The sequence below is a fragment of the Staphylococcus sp. GDY8P54P genome (genome assembly GCF_017892645.1).
Classification (GTDB): domain Bacteria; phylum Bacillota; class Bacilli; order Staphylococcales; family Staphylococcaceae; genus Staphylococcus; species Staphylococcus ureilyticus.
Genome location: NZ_JAESLN010000035.1, coordinates 1 through 23,765, shown reverse-complemented (window position 1 = coordinate 23,765; position 23,765 = coordinate 1). Strand labels below are relative to the sequence as shown.

Here is a 23,765-nt window from a genome sequence, read left to right as displayed (position 1 = left end):
ACTCAAAAATAAGAATATAAAGAATTGAAATAAATTATTATAATGAAAAGGTGACAAAAATATATTTTTTTGTTTTCAAATAAATCAAAAACTATTCTAAATAATTACAAGTTATTTTAATAATTGAAAAACTGACATTTAAATTAGTAACGGTGTGACATCTAAAATATATAATTTTTCACAAAGTATGAAATCAGTTTGTGAAAAACATTTTGTGATGATTTGTGTCAGTCAAAGATGACAATTATGAATATGTGAAGTTGATAGAAAATAACTTGAATTGTTTCCATTGTATAACATTAGGGTTTTGAGCCTTGAAAGTGGTACTAGCGTTAAATTATAATAATATAGAAGTGTATAATTTAATGGAGGGTTACACACATGCAAAGACATGCAATAGTACTTGCAGCTGGAAAAGGTACACGTATGAAATCTAAGAAATACAAAGTACTACATGAGGTTGCGGGCAAATCAATGATTGAACATGTCGTTGATAACGTTAAACAATCTGGAGTAGAAAATCTTGTGACCATTGTTGGCCACGGTGCAGAAAGCGTGAAAGAAACGTTAGGAGATACATCATTATATAGTTTCCAAGACGAACAACTCGGTACTGCACATGCTGTTGAAATGGCAAGTGAGCACTTGAAAGACGAACAAGGTACAACATTAGTGGTTTGTGGTGATACGCCATTAATAACTGGAGAGACACTTAAATCATTATTAGAACATCATGAGCACAATCAAGCTGATGCAACAGTTTTATCAGCGACGACGAGTAATCCATATGGTTATGGTCGTATTGTGAGAGATGGCAATGATCATTTAGTTAAGATTGTAGAGCAGAAAGATGCAACAGCAGATGAACAACAAATCAATGAAATTAGCTCAGGTATTTTTGCATTTGATAATAAATTACTTTTTGAAAAATTGAAATTGGTAAAAAATGATAATGTCCAAGCTGAATATTATTTACCTGACGTTTTATCTCTTATTTTACAAGCACAAGGAACGGTTGAAATATATCGTACAGATAATTTTGAAGAAATTATGGGTGTCAACGATCGTCTAATGTTAAGTGAGGCAGAGGCAGCTTATAGAAAACGTATCAATGACTTCCATATGAGAAACGGTGTAACACTTATCGATCCTGCTACTACATATATAGGTGCAGATGTAAAAATCGCCATGGATGTTACAATTGAAGCAAATGTGAAATTAGCTGGTAGTTGTGAAATTGGCGAAGATACCATTGTTGGCCAAAACACAGAAATTCTTAATAGTAAAATAGGTTCAAACGTTACAATTAAGCAATCGGTGATTAACGAATCAGTTGTAGGTGACAATACTACAATTGGACCGTTTGCTCAATTACGTCCTGGGGCAGACTTAGGTGAAAATGTTAAAGTTGGAAACTTTGTAGAAGTTAAGAAATCAGTCGTGAAAACAGGTGCTAAATTACCGCATTTAAGTTATATTGGTGATGCAGAAATTGGTGAACGTACGAATGTAGGTTGTGGTTCTATCACAGTAAACTATGATGGTAAGCATAAATCAAAAACAATCATCGGCAATGATTCATTTATAGGTTGTAACACCAACTTAGTAGCACCAGTTACTTTAGGTGATAGATCATTTATAGCTGCAGGTTCTACCATTACTGATAACGTGCCACATGATAGTTTAGCATTAGCAAGAGCGAGACAAACAACTAAAGAAGGTTATTTGAAAAAATAGACACGATTAGATTATGATTCTAATCACATAAATATAATGTAGATCTAAGTAAGACCTCAATCGACATTTTGTAGATTAATGAAATAAATATAACTTTGTCTATGAACGAAACTAATTGAATGAATTAATTGGAGGACTATAAATGTTAAACAATGAGTATAAGAATTCTGCTTTGAAAATATTCTCTTTAAAAGGTAATGAGCCCTTAGCCCAAGAAGTAGCAGATAATGTTGGAATCGAGCTAGGAAAATGTTCTGTAAAACGTTTTAGCGATGGAGAAATTCAAATTAATATTGAAGAAAGTATTCGTGGTTGTGACGTATTTATTATTCAACCTACTTCTAATCCAGTAAACTTACATTTAATGGAATTATTAATTATGATTGATGCTTGCAAACGTGCTTCAGCAGCCAATATTAATATCGTAGTGCCATACTATGGGTACGCACGTCAAGATAGAAAAGCGCGCAGCCGTGAACCAATCACAGCAAAATTAGTTGCAAACTTAATCGAAACTGCTGGCGCAGATCGCATGATTGCCTTAGATTTGCATGCACCACAAATCCAAGGGTTCTTCAATATGCCAATAGATCACTTGATGGGTGTTCCGATTTTAGCAGAATACTTCCAAAATGATACAGACATTGACCCAGAGGAATGTGTTGTAGTTTCTCCAGACCACGGTGGTGTAACGAGAGCACGCAAACTTGCAGATATTCTTAAAACACCAATTGCAATCATAGATAAACGACGTCCTAAACCTAATGTGGCTGAAGTAATGAATATTGTTGGTGAAATTGAAGGTCGCACAGCGATAATTATCGACGATATCATCGATACAGCCGGTACGATTACATTAGCAGCTCAAGCGCTCAAAGATAAAGGAGCAAAAGATGTTTATGCATGTTGTACACACCCTGTCTTATCAGGCCCAGCTAAAGAACGTATTGAAAATTCAGCGATTAAAGAGCTAGTCGTTACAAATTCAATTCAATTAGATGAAAATCGTAAACCAGCCAATACTAAAGAACTGTCAGTTGCAGGTTTATTAGCACAAGCTATTGTGCGCGTATATGAAAGAGAATCTGTTAGTGTACTATTTGACTAATTAATGCAATAGTTGTATAATTATTCCGTTCGTGATTTCAATTCACGATTAAATAAACACTTGCAAGCAACATTATGTTGATGGGCAAGTGAGGGGTTCTTATTATGATAATAAGAACAAAAAATGAAAGGTGGAAATAATATGGCTTCATTAAAGTCAATTATTCGTCAAGGTAAACAAACACGTTCAGACCTTAAAACACTAAGAAAAATTGGTAAAGTACCTGCAATCGTCTATGGTTATGGTACAAAAAATACTTCAGTAAAAGTTGATGAAGTAGAATTTATCAAAGTGATTCGTGAAGTTGGACGTAACGGTGTTATCGAATTAGGCGTAGGTTCTAAAACAATTAAAGTAATGGTTTCAGACTATCAATTCGATCCACTTAAAAACCAAATTACTCACATTGACTTCTTAGCGATCAATATGAGTGAAGAACGTACAGTTGAAGTACCAGTTCAACTTACTGGTGAAGCAGTAGGAGCTAAAGAAGGTGGCGTTGTTGAACAACCATTATTCGACCTTGAAGTAACTGCAACACCGGATAATATCCCTGAATCTATCGAAATTGACATCAGCGAATTAGATGTTAACGATAGCTATTCAGTGGCAGACATTAAAGTTTCAGGTGATTTCACAATTGAAAATGACCCTGAAGAGTCTGTAGTAACAGTAGTTCCTCCAACTGAAGAACCTACTGAAGAAGAAATCGAAGCTATGGAAGGCGAATCAGAAACTGAAGAGCCTGAAGTTGTTGGTGAAGATAAAGAAGACGACGAAGAAGAAAAAGAAGAAGAGTAATTTCTTCGATCCCTTTTTCAAACACGCGATTTCAATAAGAAAAATGATTTTAAAAAGCACCATGCTTAATTCGTTAAGCTGGTGTTTTTTTATGTTAATATAGTGAATGATATGAAAATATAAAAAGAAACTATAGAGTGTTGCGAAATAATAAATGTTTCTGAGTGAATACAACAATTGGAGGTAACATAATGAAATGTATTGTAGGTTTAGGCAATATCGGCAAACGCTTTGAGCTGACAAAACATAATATTGGTTTTGAAGTTATTGACTATATGTTAGAACAGAATCAATTTAAATTAGATAAACAAAAGTATAAAGGTGCCTATACAATCGAACATTTGGCTGGTGAGAAAGTGATGTTTATAGAACCAATGACGATGATGAACTTGTCTGGGGATGCTGTAGGTCCACTGATGAAGTATTATGATATTGATATAGACGATTTACTTGTACTATATGATGATTTGGATTTACCTCAAGGGGAAATTCGATTACGACAAAAAGGCAGTGCCGGCGGTCATAATGGTATGAAATCGATTATTCAAGCCTTAGGTACAGACGAATTTAAACGTATTCGTATTGGTGTTGATCGTCCGTCCAACGGCATGTCGATTGTTGATTATGTATTGCAAAAATTTTCAAAACAAGAAATGGAAACAATGAATAACGTAATAGAACATTCAGCACGTGCAGTAGAAGCTTATATTGAAAGTTCTCGTTTTGACCGTGTGATGAATGAGTTTAATGGTGAGGTCAAGTGAAATCAATAATTACAGAATACATTAAAGAAGATAAACGCTATCAAGAGTTGAATGAAGTATTTGGTGAAGCCAACGTATTGGTTACTGGGTTATCTAGTTCGGCAAAGGCAACAATTATAGCTGAAAAATTTATTCATAGTTCAAAGCAACTCCTTGTAGTAACGAACAACTTGTATCAAGCTGACAAACTAGAGAGTGACTTACAACAATATGTTGATACTGACGATATATACAAGTATCCAATGCAAGATATTATGACAGAAGAATTTTCCACACAAAGCCCCCAATTCATGAGTGAACGTGTACGTACTTTGACGGCACTTGCTCAAGAAAAGAGAGGGTTATTTATCGTACCGTTAAATGGTTTTAAAAAATGGTTAACACCCGTTGAAATGTGGAGGGAGCATCAACTCACACTTACCATTGGTGACGACATTGATATTGATGAATTTTTAAGCAAACTTGTAAACATGGGATATCGTAGAGAGAGTGTAGTATCGCATATTGGTGAATTCTCATTGCGTGGTGGGATTATTGACATATATCCTTTAATAGGCATGCCTGTAAGAATTGAACTATTTGATACAGAAGTAGATTCAATCCGAAACTTTGATGTTGAAACCCAACGTTCAGAAGAGAATTTAGACCAAGTAGATATTACGATAGCTAGTGATTATATTATTACAGATGATGTATTGAAGCATACTAAACTAAAATTAAAAGAAGCATATGAGTATACACGTCCCAAAATAGATAAATCTGTACGTAATGACTTGAAAGAAACATATGAAAGTTTTCAACTTTTTGAATCTTCTTTATTTGATCATCAAGTATTACGCAGACTCACTGCTTTTATGTATGAAGCACCTGCAACCATTATTGATTACTTCAAGTCTGATGCGATTGTAGCAGTGGATGAATATAATAGAATTAAAGAAACTGAAACAACACTGATTTCTGAAGCTGAAGAATTTATGCAAAGTTTAATTGAAAGCGGTAAAGGATTTATCGGACAGAATTTCTTACAATATGACGGATTTGAGTCACTATTAAATCGATATCCAGTTACGTATTTTACTTTATTTACGGCAACGATGCCGGTAGAACTCAATGAAATCATTAAATTTTCATGTAAGCCGGTACAACAATTTTATGGTCAATATGATATCATGCGTTCTGAATTTCAACGATTTATTCAAAATGACTATACGATTGTCGTATTAGCAGAAACTGAAGCGAAAAAAGAGCGTATTCAATCAATGTTAAATGAAATGCATATACCAACATTTATAGATACACCAAGCACACAAAGTGATGGTGGTAGTGCGATTATCACTGAAGGCAGTTTGTCAGAAGGTTTTGAATTGCCATATATGCATCTCGTTGTTGTAACAGAACGTGAACTATTTAAATCTAAACAAAAGAAAAAGGTAAAGCAACATAAGAAATTAACAAATGCAGAAAAAATCAAATCCTATCAAGATTTGAAAGTTGGAGATTTTGTTGTTCATGTTCACCATGGTGTAGGGAAATATTTAGGTGTCGAAACGCTTGAAGTTGGAGGCGTACACAAAGATTATATAAAATTACAATACAAAGGTACTGATCAATTATTTGTACCCGTAGATCAAATGGATCAAGTACAAAAGTATGTTGCTTCCGAAGATAAATCACCTAGATTAAATAAACTTGGTGGCACAGAATGGAAGAAAACGAAAGCCAAAGTTCAACAAAATGTTGAAGATATGGCCGATGAATTAATAGAATTATATAAAGAAAGAGAAATGTCAGTTGGTTATAAATATGGTCCAGACACCCCACAACAAAATGATTTTGAAATTGATTTCCCTTATGAGTTAACGCCAGACCAAGGCAAATCCATTGAAGAGATTAAACAAGATATGGAAGTAGAACGTCCAATGGACAGGTTATTATGTGGTGATGTAGGTTACGGAAAAACAGAAGTAGCGGTACGAGCGGCATTTAAAGCTGTAATGGAAGGTAAGCAGGTAGCGTTTCTCGTGCCTACCACAATCTTAGCGCAACAACACTATGAAACTTTGATTGAACGTATGCAAGATTTTCCAATAGAAATTCAACTTATTAGCCGGTTTAGAACGACTAAAGAAGTGAAAGAAGTGAAAGAAGGACTAAAATCAGGCTATGTTGATATCGTTGTGGGTACACATAAATTATTAGGCAAGGATATTCATTACAAAGATTTGGGCCTACTCATTGTAGATGAGGAACAACGTTTTGGTGTAAGACACAAAGAAAAGATTAAATCACTTAAGACAAATGTTGATGTGTTAACATTAACTGCAACACCTATTCCGAGAACGCTACATATGAGTATGTTAGGCGTGCGTGATTTATCTGTCATAGAAACACCACCAGAAAATCGTTTTCCTGTGCAAACCTATGTATTAGAGCAAAATATGAATTTTATTAAAGAAGCGTTAGAAAGAGAATTATCACGTGAGGGCCAAGTTTTCTACTTGTACAATAAAGTGCAATCGATTTATGAAAAAAGAGAACAGCTACAAATGTTAATGCCAGAAGCGAATATAGGTGTGGCCCACGGTCAAATGAATGAACGTGATTTGGAAGAAACGATGTTAAGCTTTATCAATCATGAATTTGATATTCTTGTAACGACTACGATTATTGAAACTGGCGTAGACGTTCCCAATGCCAATACTTTAATTATCGAAGATGCTGATAAGTTTGGACTGAGTCAATTATATCAATTACGAGGACGCGTGGGACGTTCAAGTCGTATAGGTTATGCTTATTTCTTACATCCATCTAACAAAGTATTATCAGAGACTGCAGAAGAAAGATTGCAAGCAATTAAAGAATTTACTGAATTAGGTTCTGGATTTAAGATTGCAATGCGAGATTTAAATATTCGAGGTGCAGGTAACCTTTTAGGCAAACAACAACATGGATTTATTGATTCCGTAGGTTTCGATTTATACTCACAAATGTTAGAAGAAGCGGTAAATGAAAAACGAGGCATTAAAGAAGAACAGCATGATGCGCCTGAAGTTGAAATTGAACTAAATATTGATGCTTATTTACCAGCTGAATATATTCCAAATGAACAGGCTAAGATAGAAATTTATAAAAAATTACGTAAAATTGAGACGGAATCACAATTGATGGATGTTAAAGATGAACTCATTGACCGTTTTAATGACTATCCTGTTGAGGTTGAAAGATTGCTTGAAATGATGGAAATTAAAGTGCATGCATTGAATGCAGGTGTAACACTTATTAAAGATGTAGGTAAAAAAATAGAAATTTATTTATCCGAAAAAGGTACTACTGACATCAATGGCGAAGCACTCTTTAAACAAACACAACCACTTGGACGCGCAATGAAAGTTGGTGTTCAAGAAGGTAAAATGAAAGTGACGCTAAATAAAGATAAAGTATGGTTGGACAGTTTGAAATTCTTAGTGAAATGTTTAGAGGAAAGTATGGTTATATCAGATGAACGTTAAATCTGATACAAAAAGTGTTTTTAATGGTGTTGTTGTACTAACAATAGCGCTTATTATCGTTAAAATACTCAGTGCATTATACCGTGTCCCCTATCAAAATTTACTGGGCGATGGCGGATTATATGCCTATCAACAAGTGTACCCCATAGTAGCTTTAGGCGTTATTTTATCGATGAATGCTATTCCTAGTGCGGTCACTCAAACTTTCAACGCAAACGGGAACCCCAATCAATATACGCGCGTGTTATTAAGGTTACAATTTGCTGGTGTTATCTTTTTCTTACTTTTATTTATGTGTGCACACTGGGTTGCCTTTCTTATGGGAGATGTCAATTTAGCACCTATGTTAAGGGCGGCAAGTGTTAGCTTTTTATTTGTTGGCATACTTGGTGTTTATAGGGGCTATTATCAAGCGCATCATGAGATGAATATACCCGCTATTTCCCAGGTTATAGAACAATTTATTCGTGTCGCCATTATCATGATTGCTATTGTGATGTTTACGAGTCAATCATGGAGTATATACCGTGCAGGTACATTGGCGATTGTTGGTTCAGGTATTGGCTTTTTCGCATCTAGTTTGTTTCTGATGCAGCGGAAACCTTTTAAGTTATCTAAAGCATATGCCAATGTGGAAGTGGCTTGGAAAAAGTTAACGTTAGGTATCGTTGTGTTCGCGGTAAGCCAATTAATTGTTATTGTATGGCAAGTCGTGGATAGCTTTACAGTAATACATGCGCTTCAAATGACTGGTTTAGATTTTGACGAAGCAACTATTTTTAAAGGTATTTATGATCGAGGTGCGTCTTTTATACAGATGGGATTAATTGTAACGACAACGTTCTGTTTTGTACTTATCCCATTACTAACAGATGCATTAAAAACAAAACAACATATACTGGTAAATCGTTATGCTAACGCATCTATAAAGATTACAGTTTTATTTAGTGTTGCAGCAGCAATAGGTTTAATCAATTTGCTACCTGTAATGAATAGCGTATTCTTTAAAAACGATAGTTTGAACGGTACGTTATCCGTTTATATGCTTACCGTCATATGCGTTTCTCTTATAATGATGGATATCGCCTTATTACAAGTGAAAAATCACGTTAAAATTATTTTGTGTGCATTTGGTATTGGGGTAGTGGTCAAAGCGATATTGAATATGGTTTTAATACCGCAATTTTCAATTTTCGGTGCCAGTGTAAGTACTGTGATTTCACTGTTCATCTTTGTGTGGATTTTACAGTATCAAGTCTTAAAGCTGTATCATTTTCAAACAATGAAAAAGTTCATTGTTAAGTTAGTAATTACAATGATGCTGTTATCAATTACAGTACAAATAGTTATGTTTCTTATTCCGGGAGAAGGTAGAATGCAAGGCTTAGTCGAATTAGCTGTAGCAGCAACTATCGGCGTTATTGTAGTGATTTTTTCTATCGTACGCATGCATTTATTAAGTTTTAGAGAACTTAAACACCTGCCTTTTGGAGATAAACTATTCCATATGAAAAGAGGGAAACATTAATGACAAATAAAATAACAATTGTTGGGTTAGGGAATTATGGTATAGAAGATTTACCCTTAGGAATTTATAAATTTTTAAAAAAACAAACACTCGTTTACACACGTACCTTTGACCATCCAGTTATCCAAGATTTAACTTCGGAAGGTATCGACATGGAAAGTTTTGATCAAGAATATAAACGCCATGACGCTTTTCAAAATGTATATGAAGCTATTGTGACAAAGTTGATTGATGCTGCAAGAGACAATGATGTTGTATATACTGTACCAGGGCATCCACGTGTAGCTGAAACGACAACTGTGTATTTAGAGCAGTATGCTCAACAACATTCTGATATTGAAATTGAAATATTGGGCGGCAAGAGCTTTATAGACGATATTTTTGAAGCGGTAAAAGTTGACCCTAATGATGGTTTTACGATGTTAGATGCAACAGATCTTCAAAAAGAAAAGTTGAATATGCGTACGCACACACTTATCACACAAGTCTATAGTGCAATGGTCGCAGGTGATTTAAAAGTGACATTGATGGAAAGCTATAGTGATGACCAACTTGTTTATATCGTAGATGGTGCGAGCAATAATCACGCCAATGTAATCAAAACACCGTTATATGAAATAGATCATTACGATGATGTTTTTAACAATATAACAAGTGTATTTATTCCAAAAGTGGAAACCGAAGAAGCATACTTTGGTGATTTTGACTATGCAGTTGGTATCATAAATCATCTTGTAGACGATGAAAAAGGTTGCCCATGGGATAAGGTTCAAACACATCATACGTTAAAACGCTATTTACTGGAAGAGACATTCGAATTGTTTGAAGCTATAGATAACGAAGACGATTGGCATATGATAGAAGAACTAGGAGACATCCTGTTACAAGTATTATTACACGCAAGTATTGGCAAAAAAGAAGGTTACATGGATATAAACGAAGTGATACAAAGCCTTTCAGAAAAAATGATACGCAGACATCCACATGTTTTTGGTGACACAAAAGCAGAAACTGAAGAAGATTTGAAAAATATTTGGTCCGATGCTAAGTCTAAAGAAGGTAAAGAACAGCGAGTGAAATTTGAGAAAGTATTTGCAGACCACTTCTTAGCATTGTATGATAAAACAAAAAATAAGTCGTTAGATGAAAATGCTTTAAAACGAATTTTAGAGCAAGGAGGAAAATAATGATGAGATTAGACAAATATCTCAAAGTGTCAAGATTAGTAAAACGTCGCACTTTAGCTAAAGAGATCAGTGATCAAGGACGTATTACTGTAAACGGTGTAGTTGCTAAAGCAGGTACCGATGTAAAAGAATCGGATGAGCTTGTTATCCGATTTGGTCAAAAAGTTGTAACAATCAAAGTTACGGGATTGAGTGAACATGCAACAAAAGAAAATGCAAAGGGCATGTATGAACTCATTAAAGAAGAAAAAGTAAGTGAAATATAGGAAAGGGAGGTGACAAGCAAATGAATAAAAAAGTTGAAAATATAGGCAATACGTATACTTCAGCAGAAAACAAAAAAAAGCAACACAAACAAATGAGGAAGCGTGTTGTTCGTAAACGTATCACTTTATTCGGTGGTCTTTTACTACTGATTATTATCATTTTATCCATCATGCTTGTCACTCAAAAACAAAGTAACAATGACGATGCAGTCGAGCGCCAACAAAAAGAACAAAAGTATCAAAAGCAACAAGATGAAGAATTAGCACTAAAAGAACAATTAAATAATCTAAATGATAAAGATTATATTGAAAAAGTTGCACGTGATGATTACTATCTAAGTAATGATGGGGAAGTTATTTTCAAATTGCCCGGAGAAAATAAATCTGACACCAAATCTAAGGCGCAAAATGATGATAAATAAGTGAATTTAATTTTTTGCATCATTATACCATTGTTAATTTATGCAAACAGGCATATAATAGGGTTAAAATCGAAACGAATCGGGAGGATTTATTTATAATATGTCAATCGAAGTAGGAAACAAGCTTAAAGGTAAAGTCACTGGAATCAAAAAGTTTGGCGCTTTCGTCGAACTTCCAGAAGGAAAGAGTGGCTTAGTTCACATAAGTGAAGTTGCAGATAACTACGTTGAAAACGTAGAAGATCACTTATCTGTTGGTGATGAAGTTGAAGTTAAAGTACTATCAATTGCTGATGATGGAAAAATTAGTTTGTCAATCAAAAAAGCAAAAGATCGTCCGCGTAGACCTCAAAACAAACCAAATCATAAACAAACTCAACCTAAAGGTGAGGACTTTGAAAAGAAATTAACAAACTTCTTAAAAGATAGTGAAGATAAATTGACTTCTATTAAGCGTCAAACGGAATCTAGACGTGGTGGAAAAGGCGCTAGACGCTAAAATATATAAAATAAGACTGTTCCAAAGAGAACTTAAATTAATTGCTCAAATACAACATTTAATATCATTTTAACGACGTGTGACTTTGACAATAAATGACTGTTTTCTTACTTAAGGAAACAGTCTATTTTTTGTTGTTCACAGACATTACAAGGTGCATGTAAAAAAATTTCGTATTGTGACATAGGAGGTAAGCTATGATAGAAGTTAATGCTGATGGTTGGAATAAAGAACAACACATTGTGTTAGCCGTTTCAACCGGGATTGATAGCATGGTATTATTACACAACTTAATTCATCCATTATCCCAATCGTATAGAAAATTAACTTGCTTACATGTGAATCATAATATTCGTGATATTGCACAAGAAGAAGAAACATTTATAAGAAAATATTGTGAGTTTTATCAGATTCCGTTGTTCGTGCATCATTTAGATTTATCAGAAGTTATTGAACAGGGGAATAGCATTGAAAATATTGCGAGAAATGAACGATATCAGTGGTTTGATACTATGATGGTGGAGTTGGATGCAGACGTTTTATTAACCGCTCACCATCAAGACGATCAAATTGAAACTATCTTTTATCGATTGATGACTGGTCGTTCAACTCGAAGTAGTTTAGGTATGTCATATCTGACTTCACGAAGTGCCTATATGTTGTGTAAACCATTGTTAGAAACAACAAAAGCAGACATTCGAAACTATCAGCAAAGTTATGAAGTACCTTATTATGAAGACGAGACCAATGCTGAAAATCTTTATGTTAGAAACGATATTCGTAATCGTATTTTACCTGCTATTGACGACAACCGACATTTATCGACAAAACAGCTACTAAAATTGAAAGATTGGCATGATATACAACTGCAAGAATTACATGACCATGCGTTACATTTTATAGAAACTCATGTTCACGAAAATGCTGATAAAGATGAAATAGTCATTCCAAGAGTTGCATTTTCAAATTTGAACCATAATATTAAAATCATAATATTAGATAAAATATTTTCAAAATTACAGATAACAGCACCAATGACTGAAAAAATGTATGAATCTTGGTTTCAGCAACTCGAAAGCAAAGTTACTCAATGCACAATATATACAACGGATAAATGGAATATTTATATCGCTTATGATAAATTTATAATAATGGCAAATTATGATAAATTTCTTATGCCAACTAAAATTTTGCAGCCAGGTTTATATCATTATGGTCATTATAGAATTAGTATAACAGATAATTTTCCGGAAGATGATTATCCGTTAGTTATTAGAACTAGAAATAATGGTGATAAATTCAAACTAAATGGGATAAAAGGACACAAAAAAGTAAGTCGATTACTGATTGATCATAAAGTGATACAAACTGAACGTAACCAATTACCAATTTTAGTTAATGCAAATGAAGCAATTATTGCTGTAGGTACGTTATATTTAAATAATGAATATAAAGATACTATTTTCATACGAAATACGGGAGAGGAATGAAATTATGCGAGATGATTTAAAGGAAATATTAATAGATGAAGAAGAAATAGAACAAATTTGTAAAGACTTGGGTGCAAAGATTACTGAAGCATATGCAGGTAAACCACTTGTTTGTATAGGAATTTTGAAAGGTTCAGTAATGTTTATGACAGACCTTATTAAACATATTGGAACGCATTTAGCTATCGATTTCATGGATGTTTCTAGTTATCATGGCGGTACTGAATCAACAGGAGAAGTACAAATACTTAAAGATTTAAGCGCTTCAATAGAAGGGAAAGACATCTTGATTATTGAAGATATTTTAGAAACTGGGACAACATTAAAATCAATAACTGAATTATTGGAATCAAGAAAAGTCAATTCACTAGAAATTGTGACATTGTTAGACAAACCGAATCGCCGTAAAGCAGATATCGAAGCAAAATATGTAGGTAAAAAAATTCCAGATGAATTCGTAGTTGGCTACGGATTAGATTATGCTGAAAATTATAGAAATTTACCATATATTGGAACGCTTAAACCAGAAATTTATTCAAAGTAAGCAGTACAATTTAATCGTATGAAATATTGTTATATACTGTAAAACGTAATCATATTAAATGAGTCGATATACATAATATATTGATAAAATACGTGAACATATACGTAAATCATTTAAGGGATTAATCATAAAGTATATGTAAAATGTTTGTATATCAAAAATATAAAAGTATAAAAACAACAAGAACTGTAACGTACATACAAAAGTAGAATTACTAGCCCAAAACTTGTGTATTGTGTTACAATTTTTGTTAGTTTTATTATTGAAGTAGGAGGAAACGACGCATGCAGAAAGCCTTTCGTAACGTGCTAGTTATCGCAATCATTGGCGTTATTATATTTGGCTTGTTTTCGTGGCTAAATGGTAACGGAAATATGCCAAAACAGCTTACATATAACCAATTTGTTAAGCAATTAGATAAAGGTGAATTAAAATCCTTAGAAATTCAACCAGAACAAAATGTATATATGGTAAGCGGTAAAACTAAAAAAGATGAAGATTATTCTTCAACTATTTTATATAATAATGATAAAGAGCTTGAAAAAATAACAGATAAAGCACAAAGTCAAGATGGATTGAAATTTACAGTTAAAGAAGAAGAAAAGCAAAGCGTATTTGTAAGTATTTTAACGACGTTAATACCAGTTTTAATCATAGCCTTATTATTTATTTTCTTCCTTAGTCAAGCACAAGGAGGCGGCGGTGGCGGCGGTCGTATGATGAACTTTGGTAAATCCAAAGCGAAAATGTACGACAGTCAGAAAAAACGTGTACGCTTCTCAGACGTAGCTGGCGCAGATGAAGAAAAACAAGAATTAATAGAAATTGTTGACTTCTTAAAAGATAATAAACAATTTAAGCAAATGGGTTCTAGAATACCTAAAGGTGTTTTACTTGTAGGACCTCCAGGTACAGGTAAAACGTTATTAGCTCGTGCAGTAGCTGGTGAAGCTGGTACACCATTCTTCTCAATCAGTGGTTCAGACTTCGTTGAGATGTTTGTAGGTGTCGGTGCAAGCCGTGTACGTGACTTATTTGAAAATGCTAAGAAAAATGCACCTTGTATTATCTTTATTGACGAAATCGATGCAGTTGGTCGTCAACGTGGTGCAGGTGTTGGTGGCGGTCACGATGAACGTGAACAAACGCTAAACCAATTACTAGTTGAAATGGATGGTTTCGGTGAAAACGAAGGTATCATTATGATTGCTGCTACAAACCGTCCTGATATTTTAGACCCAGCATTATTACGTCCTGGTCGTTTTGATAGACAAATTCAAGTTGGACGTCCAGATGTAAAAGGACGTGAAGCAATTCTGCACGTTCATGCTCGAAATAAACCACTTGATGAAACAGTAGACTTAAAAGCAGTTTCTCAAAGAACACCTGGTTTCTCTGGTGCAGATTTAGAAAACTTGCTGAACGAAGCATCATTAGTTGCAGTACGTGAAGGCAAGAAGAAAATAGATATGCGTGATATTGAAGAAGCGACTGACCGTGTGATTGCAGGTCCTGCTAAAAAATCACGTGTCATTTCTGAAAAAGAACGTAATATTGTTGCACACCATGAAGCCGGTCATACTATTATTGGTATGGTGCTTGATGAAGCAGAGGTTGTCCATAAGGTTACTATCGTACCACGTGGTCAAGCCGGTGGTTATGCAATGATGTTACCAAAACAAGATCGCTTCTTAATGACTGAACCAGAATTACTTGATAAGATCTGTGGCTTGTTAGGTGGTCGAGTTTCTGAAGATATTAATTTCAACGAAGTATCAACAGGTGCTTCAAATGACTTTGAACGTGCAACACAAATCGCACGTCAAATGGTTACTGAATATGGTATGAGTAAGAAACTTGGTACTGTTCAATTCTCAAGTAGCAGCAATGGACAAGTATTCTTAGGTAAAGACATGCAAGGCGAACCAGAATATTCTGGTCAAATTGCGTATGAAATTGATAAAGAAGTTCAACGTATTATTAAAGAACAATACGAACGTTGTAAAGACATTCTTTTAGAACATAAATCACAATTACTTTTAATTGCTGAATCTTTATTAAAAGAAGAGACATTAGTTGCTGAACAAATTCGTTCATTATTCTATGATGGCGTATTGCCAGAAGTTGATTACGATGCAGCAGAAGTTGTAAGTGATCAAGAAAGTGAATTTAAAGAAGGTAAATATGGTAAATCATATGAAGATGTACGAAAAGAACAACTAGAAGTTGGTAAAAAACAACAAGAAGAAGACCAACAAGAGGAAAAAGATATCGATAAAGAAAGCAAAGAAAGTGAACATGACAATGACGACTCAGAAGAGACAGGTCATGAACAAGCACCAAATATCGATAAACCTAGCAACCCAAGTGATCCTAATGATCCAAGCAATAGAAATTAATAACTGAACAAAAAGCTTCTTTCTGCTATCATATTGATGTGGAAAGAAGCTTTTTTATTATTCATCAATCAATAAAATCACAAACAGATATGTAGCAATTTTTTGATTGAACACGTACAATAAATTGCATTGATAAAAAGTATTATAAAATTCTATATAGAAGTTAGAAGACAATTTAAACACTTACAATGAATAAAAGGAGAAATTAAAGAAATGACAAATGATTACATTGTTAAAGCATTGGCTTATGAAGGACAGATAAGAGCATATAGTGCATTAACTACAGAAAGTGTTCAAGAAGCACAAACAAGACATTATACTTGGCCGACAGCATCCGCAGCACTTGGCAGAACAATGACTGCAACGTTGATGATGGGTGCAATGTTAAAAGGCGATCAAAAACTGACAGTTACAGTTGATGGACAAGGGCCAATCGGAAAAATTATAGCTGATGCAGATGCCAGCGGTCATGTCAGAGGATACGTGACGCATCCACAAACGCACTTCCCTCTAAATAACGTAGGAAAATTAGATGTTAGTAGAGCTGTTGGAACAAATGGTGCATTAACTGTAGTAAAAGACGTTGGAATGAAAGATTATTTCTCTGGTTCAAGTGAACTAGTCTCTGGTGAATTAGGCGATGATTTTACTTACTACTTTGCAAAAAGTGAACAAGTACCCTCATCTGTAGGGTTAGGCGTACTAGTGAATCCTGATAACTCTATAAAAGCTGCAGGTGGTTTTATCATACAAGTGATGCCAGGTGCAGAAGAAAAAACAATCAATAAATTAGAAACAGCAATCAACAACATGACACCCGTTTCGAAATTAATTGATCAAGGTTTAACTCCAGAAGAAATATTATATGAAATACTTGGTGAAGATGAAGTTCAAATTTTAGAACAAATGCCTGTAAGTTTTGAATGTAATTGCGGTCACGAAAAGTTTTTAAATGCAATTAAAGGACTAGGCCAAGCTGAAATCGAAAGTATGATTAATGAAGATCATGGTGCAGAAGCAGAATGCCACTTCTGTAGAAATAAATATCAATATACAGAAAATGAATTACAGGAATTATTAGAAAAGATGTAAAAAATCCTTTAAAATGAAGTTTAAGTCACTATAAAGTATAAAAATATTGTAATTTTTAATCTTCTTAGTTGTATTCAAATCAAAATCTGATAAAATATAAAGTATATCCGATAGAAAAAGTAGGTTTTAAACTTTTTAATGAAAAGGAGCAATACTTATGACAAACAAACCAGTAAATAATGTCGTTGAAGTGATTGGCAATACGCCAGTAGTTAAGTTGAACAATGTGGTGGATGAAAATGCTGCAGATGTTTATGTGAAATTAGAATATCAAAATCCAGGTGGTTCTGTTAAAGACCGTATCGCGTTAGCAATGATTGAAGCGGCAGAGAAAGAAGGAAAAATCAAACCAGGAGATACAATTGTAGAACCTACGAGTGGTAATACAGGTATTGGTTTAGCTTTTGTATGTGCTGCGAAAGGTTATAAAGCAGTATTCACAATGCCAGAAACAATGAGTCAAGAACGTCGTAATTTATTAAAAGCTTATGGCGCAGAAGTTGTTTTAACACCAGGATCAGAAGCGATGAAAGGTGCAATTAAAAAAGCCAAAGAATTAAAAGAAGAATTTGGTTATTATGAACCACAACAATTTGAAAACCCGGCTAATCCACGTGTGCATGAATTGACAACTGGTCCAGAACTCGTTGAACAATTTGAAGGTAAAACCATTGATTCATTCTTAGCTGGTGTTGGCACTGGCGGTACATTAACTGGTGCAGGTAAAGTATTGAAAGAGAAATACCCTGACATTAATCTTGTAGCTATTGAACCTGAAGATTCTCCAGTATTAAGTGGTGGAGAACCAGGACCACATAAACTTCAAGGTTTAGGTGCAGGATTTGTACCAGATACTTTAGATACGAATATCTATGATGAAGTTATAAAAGTTGGTAATGAAACAGCGATGGATATGTCTCGTAAGGTTGCTAAAGAAGAAGGTATATTAGGTGGGATTTCTTCAGGTGCAGCAATTTATGCAGCTATAGAAAAAGCCAAATCTTTAGGTAAAGGTAAAACAGTAGTTACTGTATTACCAAGTAATGGTGAACGTTACCTTTCAACACCTCTATATTCATTTGAAGATTAAAAATATATTTATAAAACCGATTATGTGTAAGTATGATCAGTTTCAAATGTCGACAAGGTTTCTGACTTTGTCGACATTTTTTTATGACTTCTGTGAATGCTTTGTTTGTAGAGTTTTTAAAGACAACTAAAGCAATTGAAAAAGTACAATACGAAATGATTAAAATGTCTGAATACCAGCTATTAATTACAAAATGTGGAAATGGGTGAAATAAACGAGTTTACATTTTCCGACGATATGAACGTTGGTTACTGAAAAATTTATAAATTAGCGTTATTATAGAATAGTGATTACTAAGCTAACGATGAGTCATTTCATAGTGAAAGGAAGAAAGTAACGATGGCACATACAAAAATTATGGGCATATTAAACGTAACACCTGATTCATTTTCTGATGGCGGTAAATATAATTCAGTAGAAAAGGCTGTCAAAAGAGCGCAAGAAATGATTGAAGAGGGTGTAGATATGATTGACGTAGGTGGTATATCAACACGTCCTGGTTATGAGGAAATAAGTGTTGAGGAAATAAGTGTTACTGAAGAATTACAGCGCGTGGTCCCTGTTGTAAAAGCACTTAGCCGATTAGATGTTCAATTGTCTATTGATACATATAGAAGTGAAGTAGCAGAAGCAGCAATGAAATTAGGCGCTACAATGATTAATGATCAGTGGGCTGGATTATATGATGAAAAAATCTTTGACGTTGTATCTAAATATGAAGGTGAGATTATATTGATGCACAATGGTGATGGTCATAGATCAATGCCTGTTGTGGATGAAATGCTTGTGCATTTATTGAAACAAGCTAATAAAGCAGAAATGGCAGGTATCCCACAAGAAAAAGTTTGGATAGATCCTGGCATTGGTTTTGCAAAAACAAGAGATGAAGAAAAAGAAGTAATGGCACGCTTGGATGAATTAGTAGCTACAGATTATCCTGTGCTACTAGCGACAAGTAGAAAAAGATTTATTAAAGAAATGATAGATCGAGACACGCAAGCAATTGAAAGAGATGAAGCAACTGCAGCTACTACTGCATACGGTATAATGAAAGGCGTTAAAGGTGTGAGGGTTCATAACGTTGCGCTCAATGTCCGTTTGGCTCAAAGCATGGATTATTTAAAGGAGAATGAGGATGAAAGACACAATATTTCTTAACGGTATGAAGTTTTATGGCTATCACGGTGCATTACCAGCCGAAAATGAAATTGGTCAAATATTCATCGTTGATTTGACTATGAAAGTCGATTTAAGCCTTGCAGGTGAAACAGATCAAGTAACTGATACAGTTCACTATGGTGAAGTTTATGCAGATGTGAAATCAATCATGGAAAGTGAACCAGTGAATTTATTAGAGCATCTAGCTGAACGTATTGCAAAACGTATAAATTCACACTATAATCGTGTAATGGAAACGCAAGTTAGAATCACTAAAGAAAATCCCCCTATACCAGGTCATTATGAAGGTGTAGGTGTAGAAATAGTGAGGGAGAATTTATAATGTCATATGCGTACTTAGGTTTGGGAAGTAACGTTGGAGATAGAAAAGCACAGCTCGATCAATCAATTCGTATTTTAAATGAAACAGAAGGTATCAATGTAACACAAACATCACCAATTTATGAAACTGAACCTGTTGGATATGTTGAGCAACCGCAATTTTTAAATCAATGTATTGAAATAGAAACATCACTGACACCTCATGATTTATTAAAGGCATGTTTAGGAACAGAACAACAGTTGCATAGAGTGAGAGATATAAGATGGGGTCCTAGAACATTAGATGTTGATATTTTATTATTTGAGGAACAAATCATAGATGAAGATGATTTGATCATACCGCATCCACGTATGTTAGAGCGTTCTTTTGTGCTCATACCATTAAATGATATTGCACCAGATTTTACTGAACCTCATACAAATAAAAAAATTAGAGATTTAGTAATGTTAGATAATTCAGTGAAACAATATAAGGGGTAAGGAAACAAATGTGTGTAAATTTCATGATGAAGCGGAATAGCAAAGCGCTATACTTGAATGCGTATACTTTCAGTTTTATTATATAAAAACTGTAAAATTCATGTTGTTTCTTCAATCATATTGACAGGATAGTAACTTACCAAATAATAAATGAGTAACAATACCTTTCGTATTATCGTTAACTCTAATAAAATATTTAAGTAGATGTCAAAGGGAATACAATAGCATTATTTTATCTACAATTGATTAATAATACTGATATAACATTTTAAAGTTTAAATTACTTTATTACATTCATGACCTCTAGTAAAATTAAAAGTTGAAAAATTGGTACTAAGCACATAAGCAAATACCATCTTTGTATTTAAAAGATGGGGTGGTCATGGTAAAGTTAGAAATGATTGGAACAAATCAAAATACGGTAATCATCAATGATAGATATTCCTCGAATTCTAACAAAAAGGTTAATGCTAAAATTAAAATTGGATAAGATGTATAAAGGAGAGAAAGTTATGTCAGAAGAAATGAACGACCAAATGCAGGTGCGTCGTCAAAAAATGCAAGAACTATACGATTTAGGTATCGATCCATTCGGCGGAAAATTTGTACGAACTTCAATGGCTACACCATTGCATGATGATTGGGATCAATTCTCCAAAGAAGAATTACAAGAAAAAGAAGCAGAAAGTCATGTTAGCATTGCAGGACGTCTAATGACGAAACGTGGTAAAGGAAAAGCAGGTTTTGCACACGTACAAGATTTATCAGGCCAAATTCAAATTTATGTGAGAAAAGACCAAGTTGGAGAAGAACAATTTGAACTATGGAAATCAGCAGACCTAGGAGATATCGTAGGTATTGAAGGCGTTATGTTTAAAACAAACACAGGTGAATTGTCGGTCAAAGCAAAATCATTCACGCTCCTAACAAAAGCATTACGACCATTACCAGATAAATTTCATGGTTTACAAGATATTGAACAACGCTATCGTCAACGTTATTTAGATTTAATAACAAACCAAGATAGTACGCAAACTTTTATTAATAGAAGTAAAATCTTACAAGAAATGCGTAATTACCTAAACGATCAAGGATTCTTAGAAGTAGAAACTCCAATGATGCACCAAATTGCTGGTGGAGCTGCAGCGAGACCGTTTGTAACACATCACAATGCTTTGGATGCTACATTATATATGAGAATAGCAATAGAATTACACTTGAAACGATTAATTGTTGGTGGCTTAGAAAAAGTATATGAAATTGGTCGCGTGTTTAGAAATGAAGGCGTATCTACACGTCATAATCCAGAGTTCACAATGATCGAACTCTACGAAGCATATGCAAACTATCACGATATTATGGACTTAACAGAAGATATGATTAGACATATATCTAATAAAGTACTTGGTACTGCAAAAATTAATTATGGTGAAGAAGTTATTGACTTAGAATCAAACTGGAAACGAGTTCATATGGCAGATGCTGTCAAAGAAGCTACAGGCGTTGATTTCTTTAATGTTCAAAATGATGAAGAGGCAAAAACACTGGCTAAAGCGCATGGTGTTGAAATTACTGAAAATATGAAATACGGTCATATTTTAAACGAATTCTTTGAACAAAAAGTTGAAGAAACATTAATACAACCTACTTTTGTATATGGACACCCAATTGAAATATCACCATTAGCAAAGAAAAATCCAGAAGACCCTAGATTTACGGATCGTTTTGAATTATTTATTGTAGGCAGAGAACATGGTAATGCATTTACAGAATTAAATGATCCGATAGATCAAAGAGAAAGATTTGAAGCACAATTAGTTGAAAAAGAGCAAGGCAATGACGAAGCCCATGAAATGGATGAAGATTTCATTGAAGCATTAGAATATGGTATGCCTCCAACAGGTGGTCTAGGTATAGGTATTGATAGACTTGTTATGCTACTTACTGATTCAGCTTCAATTAGAGACGTATTACTTTTCCCATATATGAGACAAAAGTAATATAGCTCAACTTAATAATAAAGGATTAAATATTGTGGCTTACAAATAAAAGCCGGGATGTTTAATCCTTTTTATTTACAAATATAAACTATGCAAGAAACAAGGAAATACAAAAGGCTTAGAATTAAAATAGAAAATAATAAAAGTAATAAGATACAATTATGCATATTTATGCTATTTAAATATAAAAATATACTAAAAAAGGTATGGTAAACCTCGATTTCTTATGGTAAGATAATTCAAGTCGAGTTAAGTAAACGCAAATACATACGAAATAAATTTATGTTTAAATAAAAGTTACGAAAACTATTGACTTCAGCAAAAAAACATAGTATTATATAAAAGTCGTCGAAAACGAGCATTTACATATTAAATACTAAGTAAAGAACTTGTGAAATTCTTTAAGATAGTGTAAAATTAACTATTGTAATTGAATAACAAACAATGTATCATACATTGAGTAAGTTATTTTGTCTGGTGACTATAGCAAGGAGGTCACACCTGTTCCCATGCCGAACACAGAAGTTAAGCTCCTTAGCGCCGATGGTAGTCGGACTTACGTTCCGCAAGAGTAGGACGTTGCCAGGCTTTATAATAATCATGTGGAGGATTAGCTCAGCTGGGAGAGCATCTGCCTTACAAGCAGGGGGTCGGCGGTTCGAACCCGTCATCCTCCACCATTTAAAAATGAATAGCCGGCCTAGCTCAACTGGTAGAGCAACTGACTTGTAATCAGTAGGTTGGGGGTTCAAGTCCTCTGGCCGGCACCATTTCATGAGCCATTAGCTCAGTTGGTAGAGCATCTGACTTTTAATCAGAGGGTCAGAGGTTCGAATCCTCTATGGCTCATCCAGTTTCATTTTGCAGAAGTAGTTCAGCGGTAGAATACGACCTTGCCAAGGTCGGGGTCGCGGGTTCGAATCCCGTCTTCTGCTCCATTATTTTGCCGGGGTGGCGGAACTGGCAGACGCACAGGACTTAAAATCCTGCGATGAGAGATCATCGTACCGGTTCGATTCCGGTCCTCGGCACCATCATTTTAATAGAGCGCCCATAGCTCAATTGGATAGAGTACTTGACTACGAATCAAGCGGTTATAGGTTCGACTCCTATTGGGCGCACCATTTTTAGAATGAGTATTATAATAAATACGGGAAGTAGCTCAGCTTGGTAGAGCACTTGGTTTGGGACCAAGGGGTCGCAGGTTCGAATCCTGTCTTCCCGACTCTTATTAAAAGAATATGGGGGCTTAGCTCAGCTGGGAGAGCGCCTGCTTTGCACGCAGGAGGTCAGCGGTTCGATCCCGCTAGTCTCCACCATATATATTTAAATGAACATTGAAAACTGAA

General features: G+C 34.4%; 19 protein-coding genes, 8 tRNA genes and 1 rRNA gene. All 28 read left to right on the top strand.

The annotated features are described in order from the left end of the window. The first annotated feature begins 381 nt into the window (after positions 1-381). Complete coding sequence (gene glmU / locus KA883_RS11270; RefSeq protein ID WP_046206557.1) at positions 382-1,737, top strand: bifunctional UDP-N-acetylglucosamine diphosphorylase/glucosamine-1-phosphate N-acetyltransferase GlmU; 1,356 nt, start codon at positions 382-384, stop codon at positions 1,735-1,737. 142 nt (positions 1,738-1,879) lie between these two features. Then, positions 1,880-2,845 carry a ribose-phosphate diphosphokinase gene (locus KA883_RS11265; RefSeq protein ID WP_046206556.1) on the top strand — a complete coding sequence of 322 codons (966 nt, stop codon included), beginning with the start codon at positions 1,880-1,882 and terminating at the stop codon, positions 2,843-2,845. Between the two features lie 141 nt (positions 2,846-2,986). Continuing rightward, on the top strand, positions 2,987-3,646 hold the full coding sequence (locus KA883_RS11260; RefSeq protein WP_046206555.1) for a 50S ribosomal protein L25/general stress protein Ctc: 660 nt from the start codon (positions 2,987-2,989) through the stop codon (positions 3,644-3,646). Between the two features lie 191 nt (positions 3,647-3,837). Next, positions 3,838-4,410: an aminoacyl-tRNA hydrolase gene (gene pth, locus KA883_RS11255; RefSeq protein ID WP_046206554.1), complete on the top strand. Its 573-nt coding sequence runs from the start codon at positions 3,838-3,840 to the stop codon at positions 4,408-4,410. Continuing rightward, on the top strand, positions 4,407-7,919 hold the full coding sequence (gene mfd / locus KA883_RS11250; RefSeq protein ID WP_210139986.1) for a transcription-repair coupling factor: 3,513 nt from the start codon (positions 4,407-4,409) through the stop codon (positions 7,917-7,919). Before pth ends, mfd begins: the two co-directional genes overlap by 4 nt. Beyond that, entirely contained in the window at positions 7,909-9,447 is a 1,539-nt protein-coding gene (locus KA883_RS11245; RefSeq protein WP_046206552.1) for a polysaccharide biosynthesis protein, read from the top strand. The genes mfd and KA883_RS11245 overlap by 11 nt, the downstream gene beginning before the upstream one ends. Continuing rightward, entirely contained in the window at positions 9,447-10,634 is a 1,188-nt protein-coding gene (locus KA883_RS11240) for a MazG nucleotide pyrophosphohydrolase domain-containing protein (RefSeq protein WP_046206551.1), read from the top strand. Before KA883_RS11245 ends, KA883_RS11240 begins: the two co-directional genes overlap by 1 nt. Positions 10,635-10,636: 2 nt before the next feature. Next, the gene (locus KA883_RS11235) at positions 10,637-10,900 is read left to right on the top strand and encodes an RNA-binding S4 domain-containing protein (protein WP_046206575.1); all 264 of its coding nucleotides are present in this window, start codon (positions 10,637-10,639) and stop codon (positions 10,898-10,900) included. Between the two features lie 20 nt (positions 10,901-10,920). Continuing rightward, positions 10,921-11,322: an FtsB family cell division protein gene (locus tag KA883_RS11230; protein WP_046206550.1), complete on the top strand. Its 402-nt coding sequence runs from the start codon at positions 10,921-10,923 to the stop codon at positions 11,320-11,322. A 100-nt stretch (positions 11,323-11,422) separates the two neighbouring features. Next, positions 11,423-11,821: a S1 domain-containing RNA-binding protein gene (locus KA883_RS11225; RefSeq protein ID WP_046206549.1), complete on the top strand. Its 399-nt coding sequence runs from the start codon at positions 11,423-11,425 to the stop codon at positions 11,819-11,821. Between the two features lie 197 nt (positions 11,822-12,018). Further along, positions 12,019-13,311 carry a tRNA lysidine(34) synthetase TilS gene (gene tilS / locus KA883_RS11220; RefSeq protein ID WP_196296349.1) on the top strand — a complete coding sequence of 431 codons (1,293 nt, stop codon included), beginning with the start codon at positions 12,019-12,021 and terminating at the stop codon, positions 13,309-13,311. A 4-nt stretch (positions 13,312-13,315) separates the two neighbouring features. Then, positions 13,316-13,855 (top strand): hypoxanthine phosphoribosyltransferase, encoded by a 540-nt coding sequence (gene hpt / locus KA883_RS11215; RefSeq protein WP_046206548.1) that lies wholly within the window; start codon positions 13,316-13,318, stop codon positions 13,853-13,855. Positions 13,856-14,139: 284 nt separating this feature from the next. After that, positions 14,140-16,254: an ATP-dependent zinc metalloprotease FtsH gene (ftsH, locus tag KA883_RS11210; RefSeq protein WP_046206547.1), complete on the top strand. Its 2,115-nt coding sequence runs from the start codon at positions 14,140-14,142 to the stop codon at positions 16,252-16,254. 213 nt (positions 16,255-16,467) lie between these two features. Beyond that, positions 16,468-17,346 (top strand): Hsp33 family molecular chaperone HslO, encoded by an 879-nt coding sequence (hslO, locus tag KA883_RS11205; RefSeq protein ID WP_046206546.1) that lies wholly within the window; start codon positions 16,468-16,470, stop codon positions 17,344-17,346. A gap of 157 nt (positions 17,347-17,503) precedes the next feature. After that, positions 17,504-18,436 (top strand): cysteine synthase A, encoded by a 933-nt coding sequence (cysK, locus tag KA883_RS11200; RefSeq protein WP_046206545.1) that lies wholly within the window; start codon positions 17,504-17,506, stop codon positions 18,434-18,436. Between the two features lie 339 nt (positions 18,437-18,775). Continuing rightward, positions 18,776-19,594, top strand: coding sequence for a dihydropteroate synthase (folP, locus tag KA883_RS11195; RefSeq protein WP_210139985.1), 819 nt, complete (start codon positions 18,776-18,778; stop codon positions 19,592-19,594). Continuing rightward, positions 19,572-19,937, top strand: coding sequence for a dihydroneopterin aldolase (folB, locus tag KA883_RS11190; protein ID WP_046206543.1), 366 nt, complete (start codon positions 19,572-19,574; stop codon positions 19,935-19,937). Before folP ends, folB begins: the two co-directional genes overlap by 23 nt. Beyond that, positions 19,937-20,416 carry a 2-amino-4-hydroxy-6-hydroxymethyldihydropteridine diphosphokinase gene (gene folK, locus KA883_RS11185; protein WP_046206542.1) on the top strand — a complete coding sequence of 160 codons (480 nt, stop codon included), beginning with the start codon at positions 19,937-19,939 and terminating at the stop codon, positions 20,414-20,416. The genes folB and folK overlap by 1 nt, the downstream gene beginning before the upstream one ends. Before the next feature lie 512 nt (positions 20,417-20,928). Further along, positions 20,929-22,416 (top strand): lysine--tRNA ligase, encoded by a 1,488-nt coding sequence (gene lysS, locus KA883_RS11180; RefSeq protein WP_046206541.1) that lies wholly within the window; start codon positions 20,929-20,931, stop codon positions 22,414-22,416. Positions 22,417-22,889: 473 nt separating this feature from the next. Further along, positions 22,890-23,004 (top strand): 5S ribosomal RNA (gene rrf, locus KA883_RS11175). Positions 23,005-23,020: 16 nt separating this feature from the next. Then, positions 23,021-23,096 (top strand) — tRNA-Val (locus KA883_RS11170). A gap of 14 nt (positions 23,097-23,110) precedes the next feature. Then, positions 23,111-23,186, top strand: a tRNA-Thr gene (locus tag KA883_RS11165). A gap of 6 nt (positions 23,187-23,192) precedes the next feature. Further along, positions 23,193-23,265: transfer RNA gene (locus KA883_RS11160), tRNA-Lys, on the top strand. A gap of 14 nt (positions 23,266-23,279) precedes the next feature. Beyond that, positions 23,280-23,354 (top strand) — tRNA-Gly (locus KA883_RS11155). Between the two features lie 7 nt (positions 23,355-23,361). Then, positions 23,362-23,450, top strand: a tRNA-Leu gene (locus KA883_RS11150). A 13-nt stretch (positions 23,451-23,463) separates the two neighbouring features. Then, a tRNA-Arg gene (locus KA883_RS11145) sits at positions 23,464-23,540 on the top strand. A 27-nt stretch (positions 23,541-23,567) separates the two neighbouring features. Next, positions 23,568-23,641: transfer RNA gene (locus tag KA883_RS11140), tRNA-Pro, on the top strand. An 18-nt stretch (positions 23,642-23,659) separates the two neighbouring features. Beyond that, positions 23,660-23,735: transfer RNA gene (locus KA883_RS11135), tRNA-Ala, on the top strand. Positions 23,736-23,765: the final 30 nt, after the last annotated feature.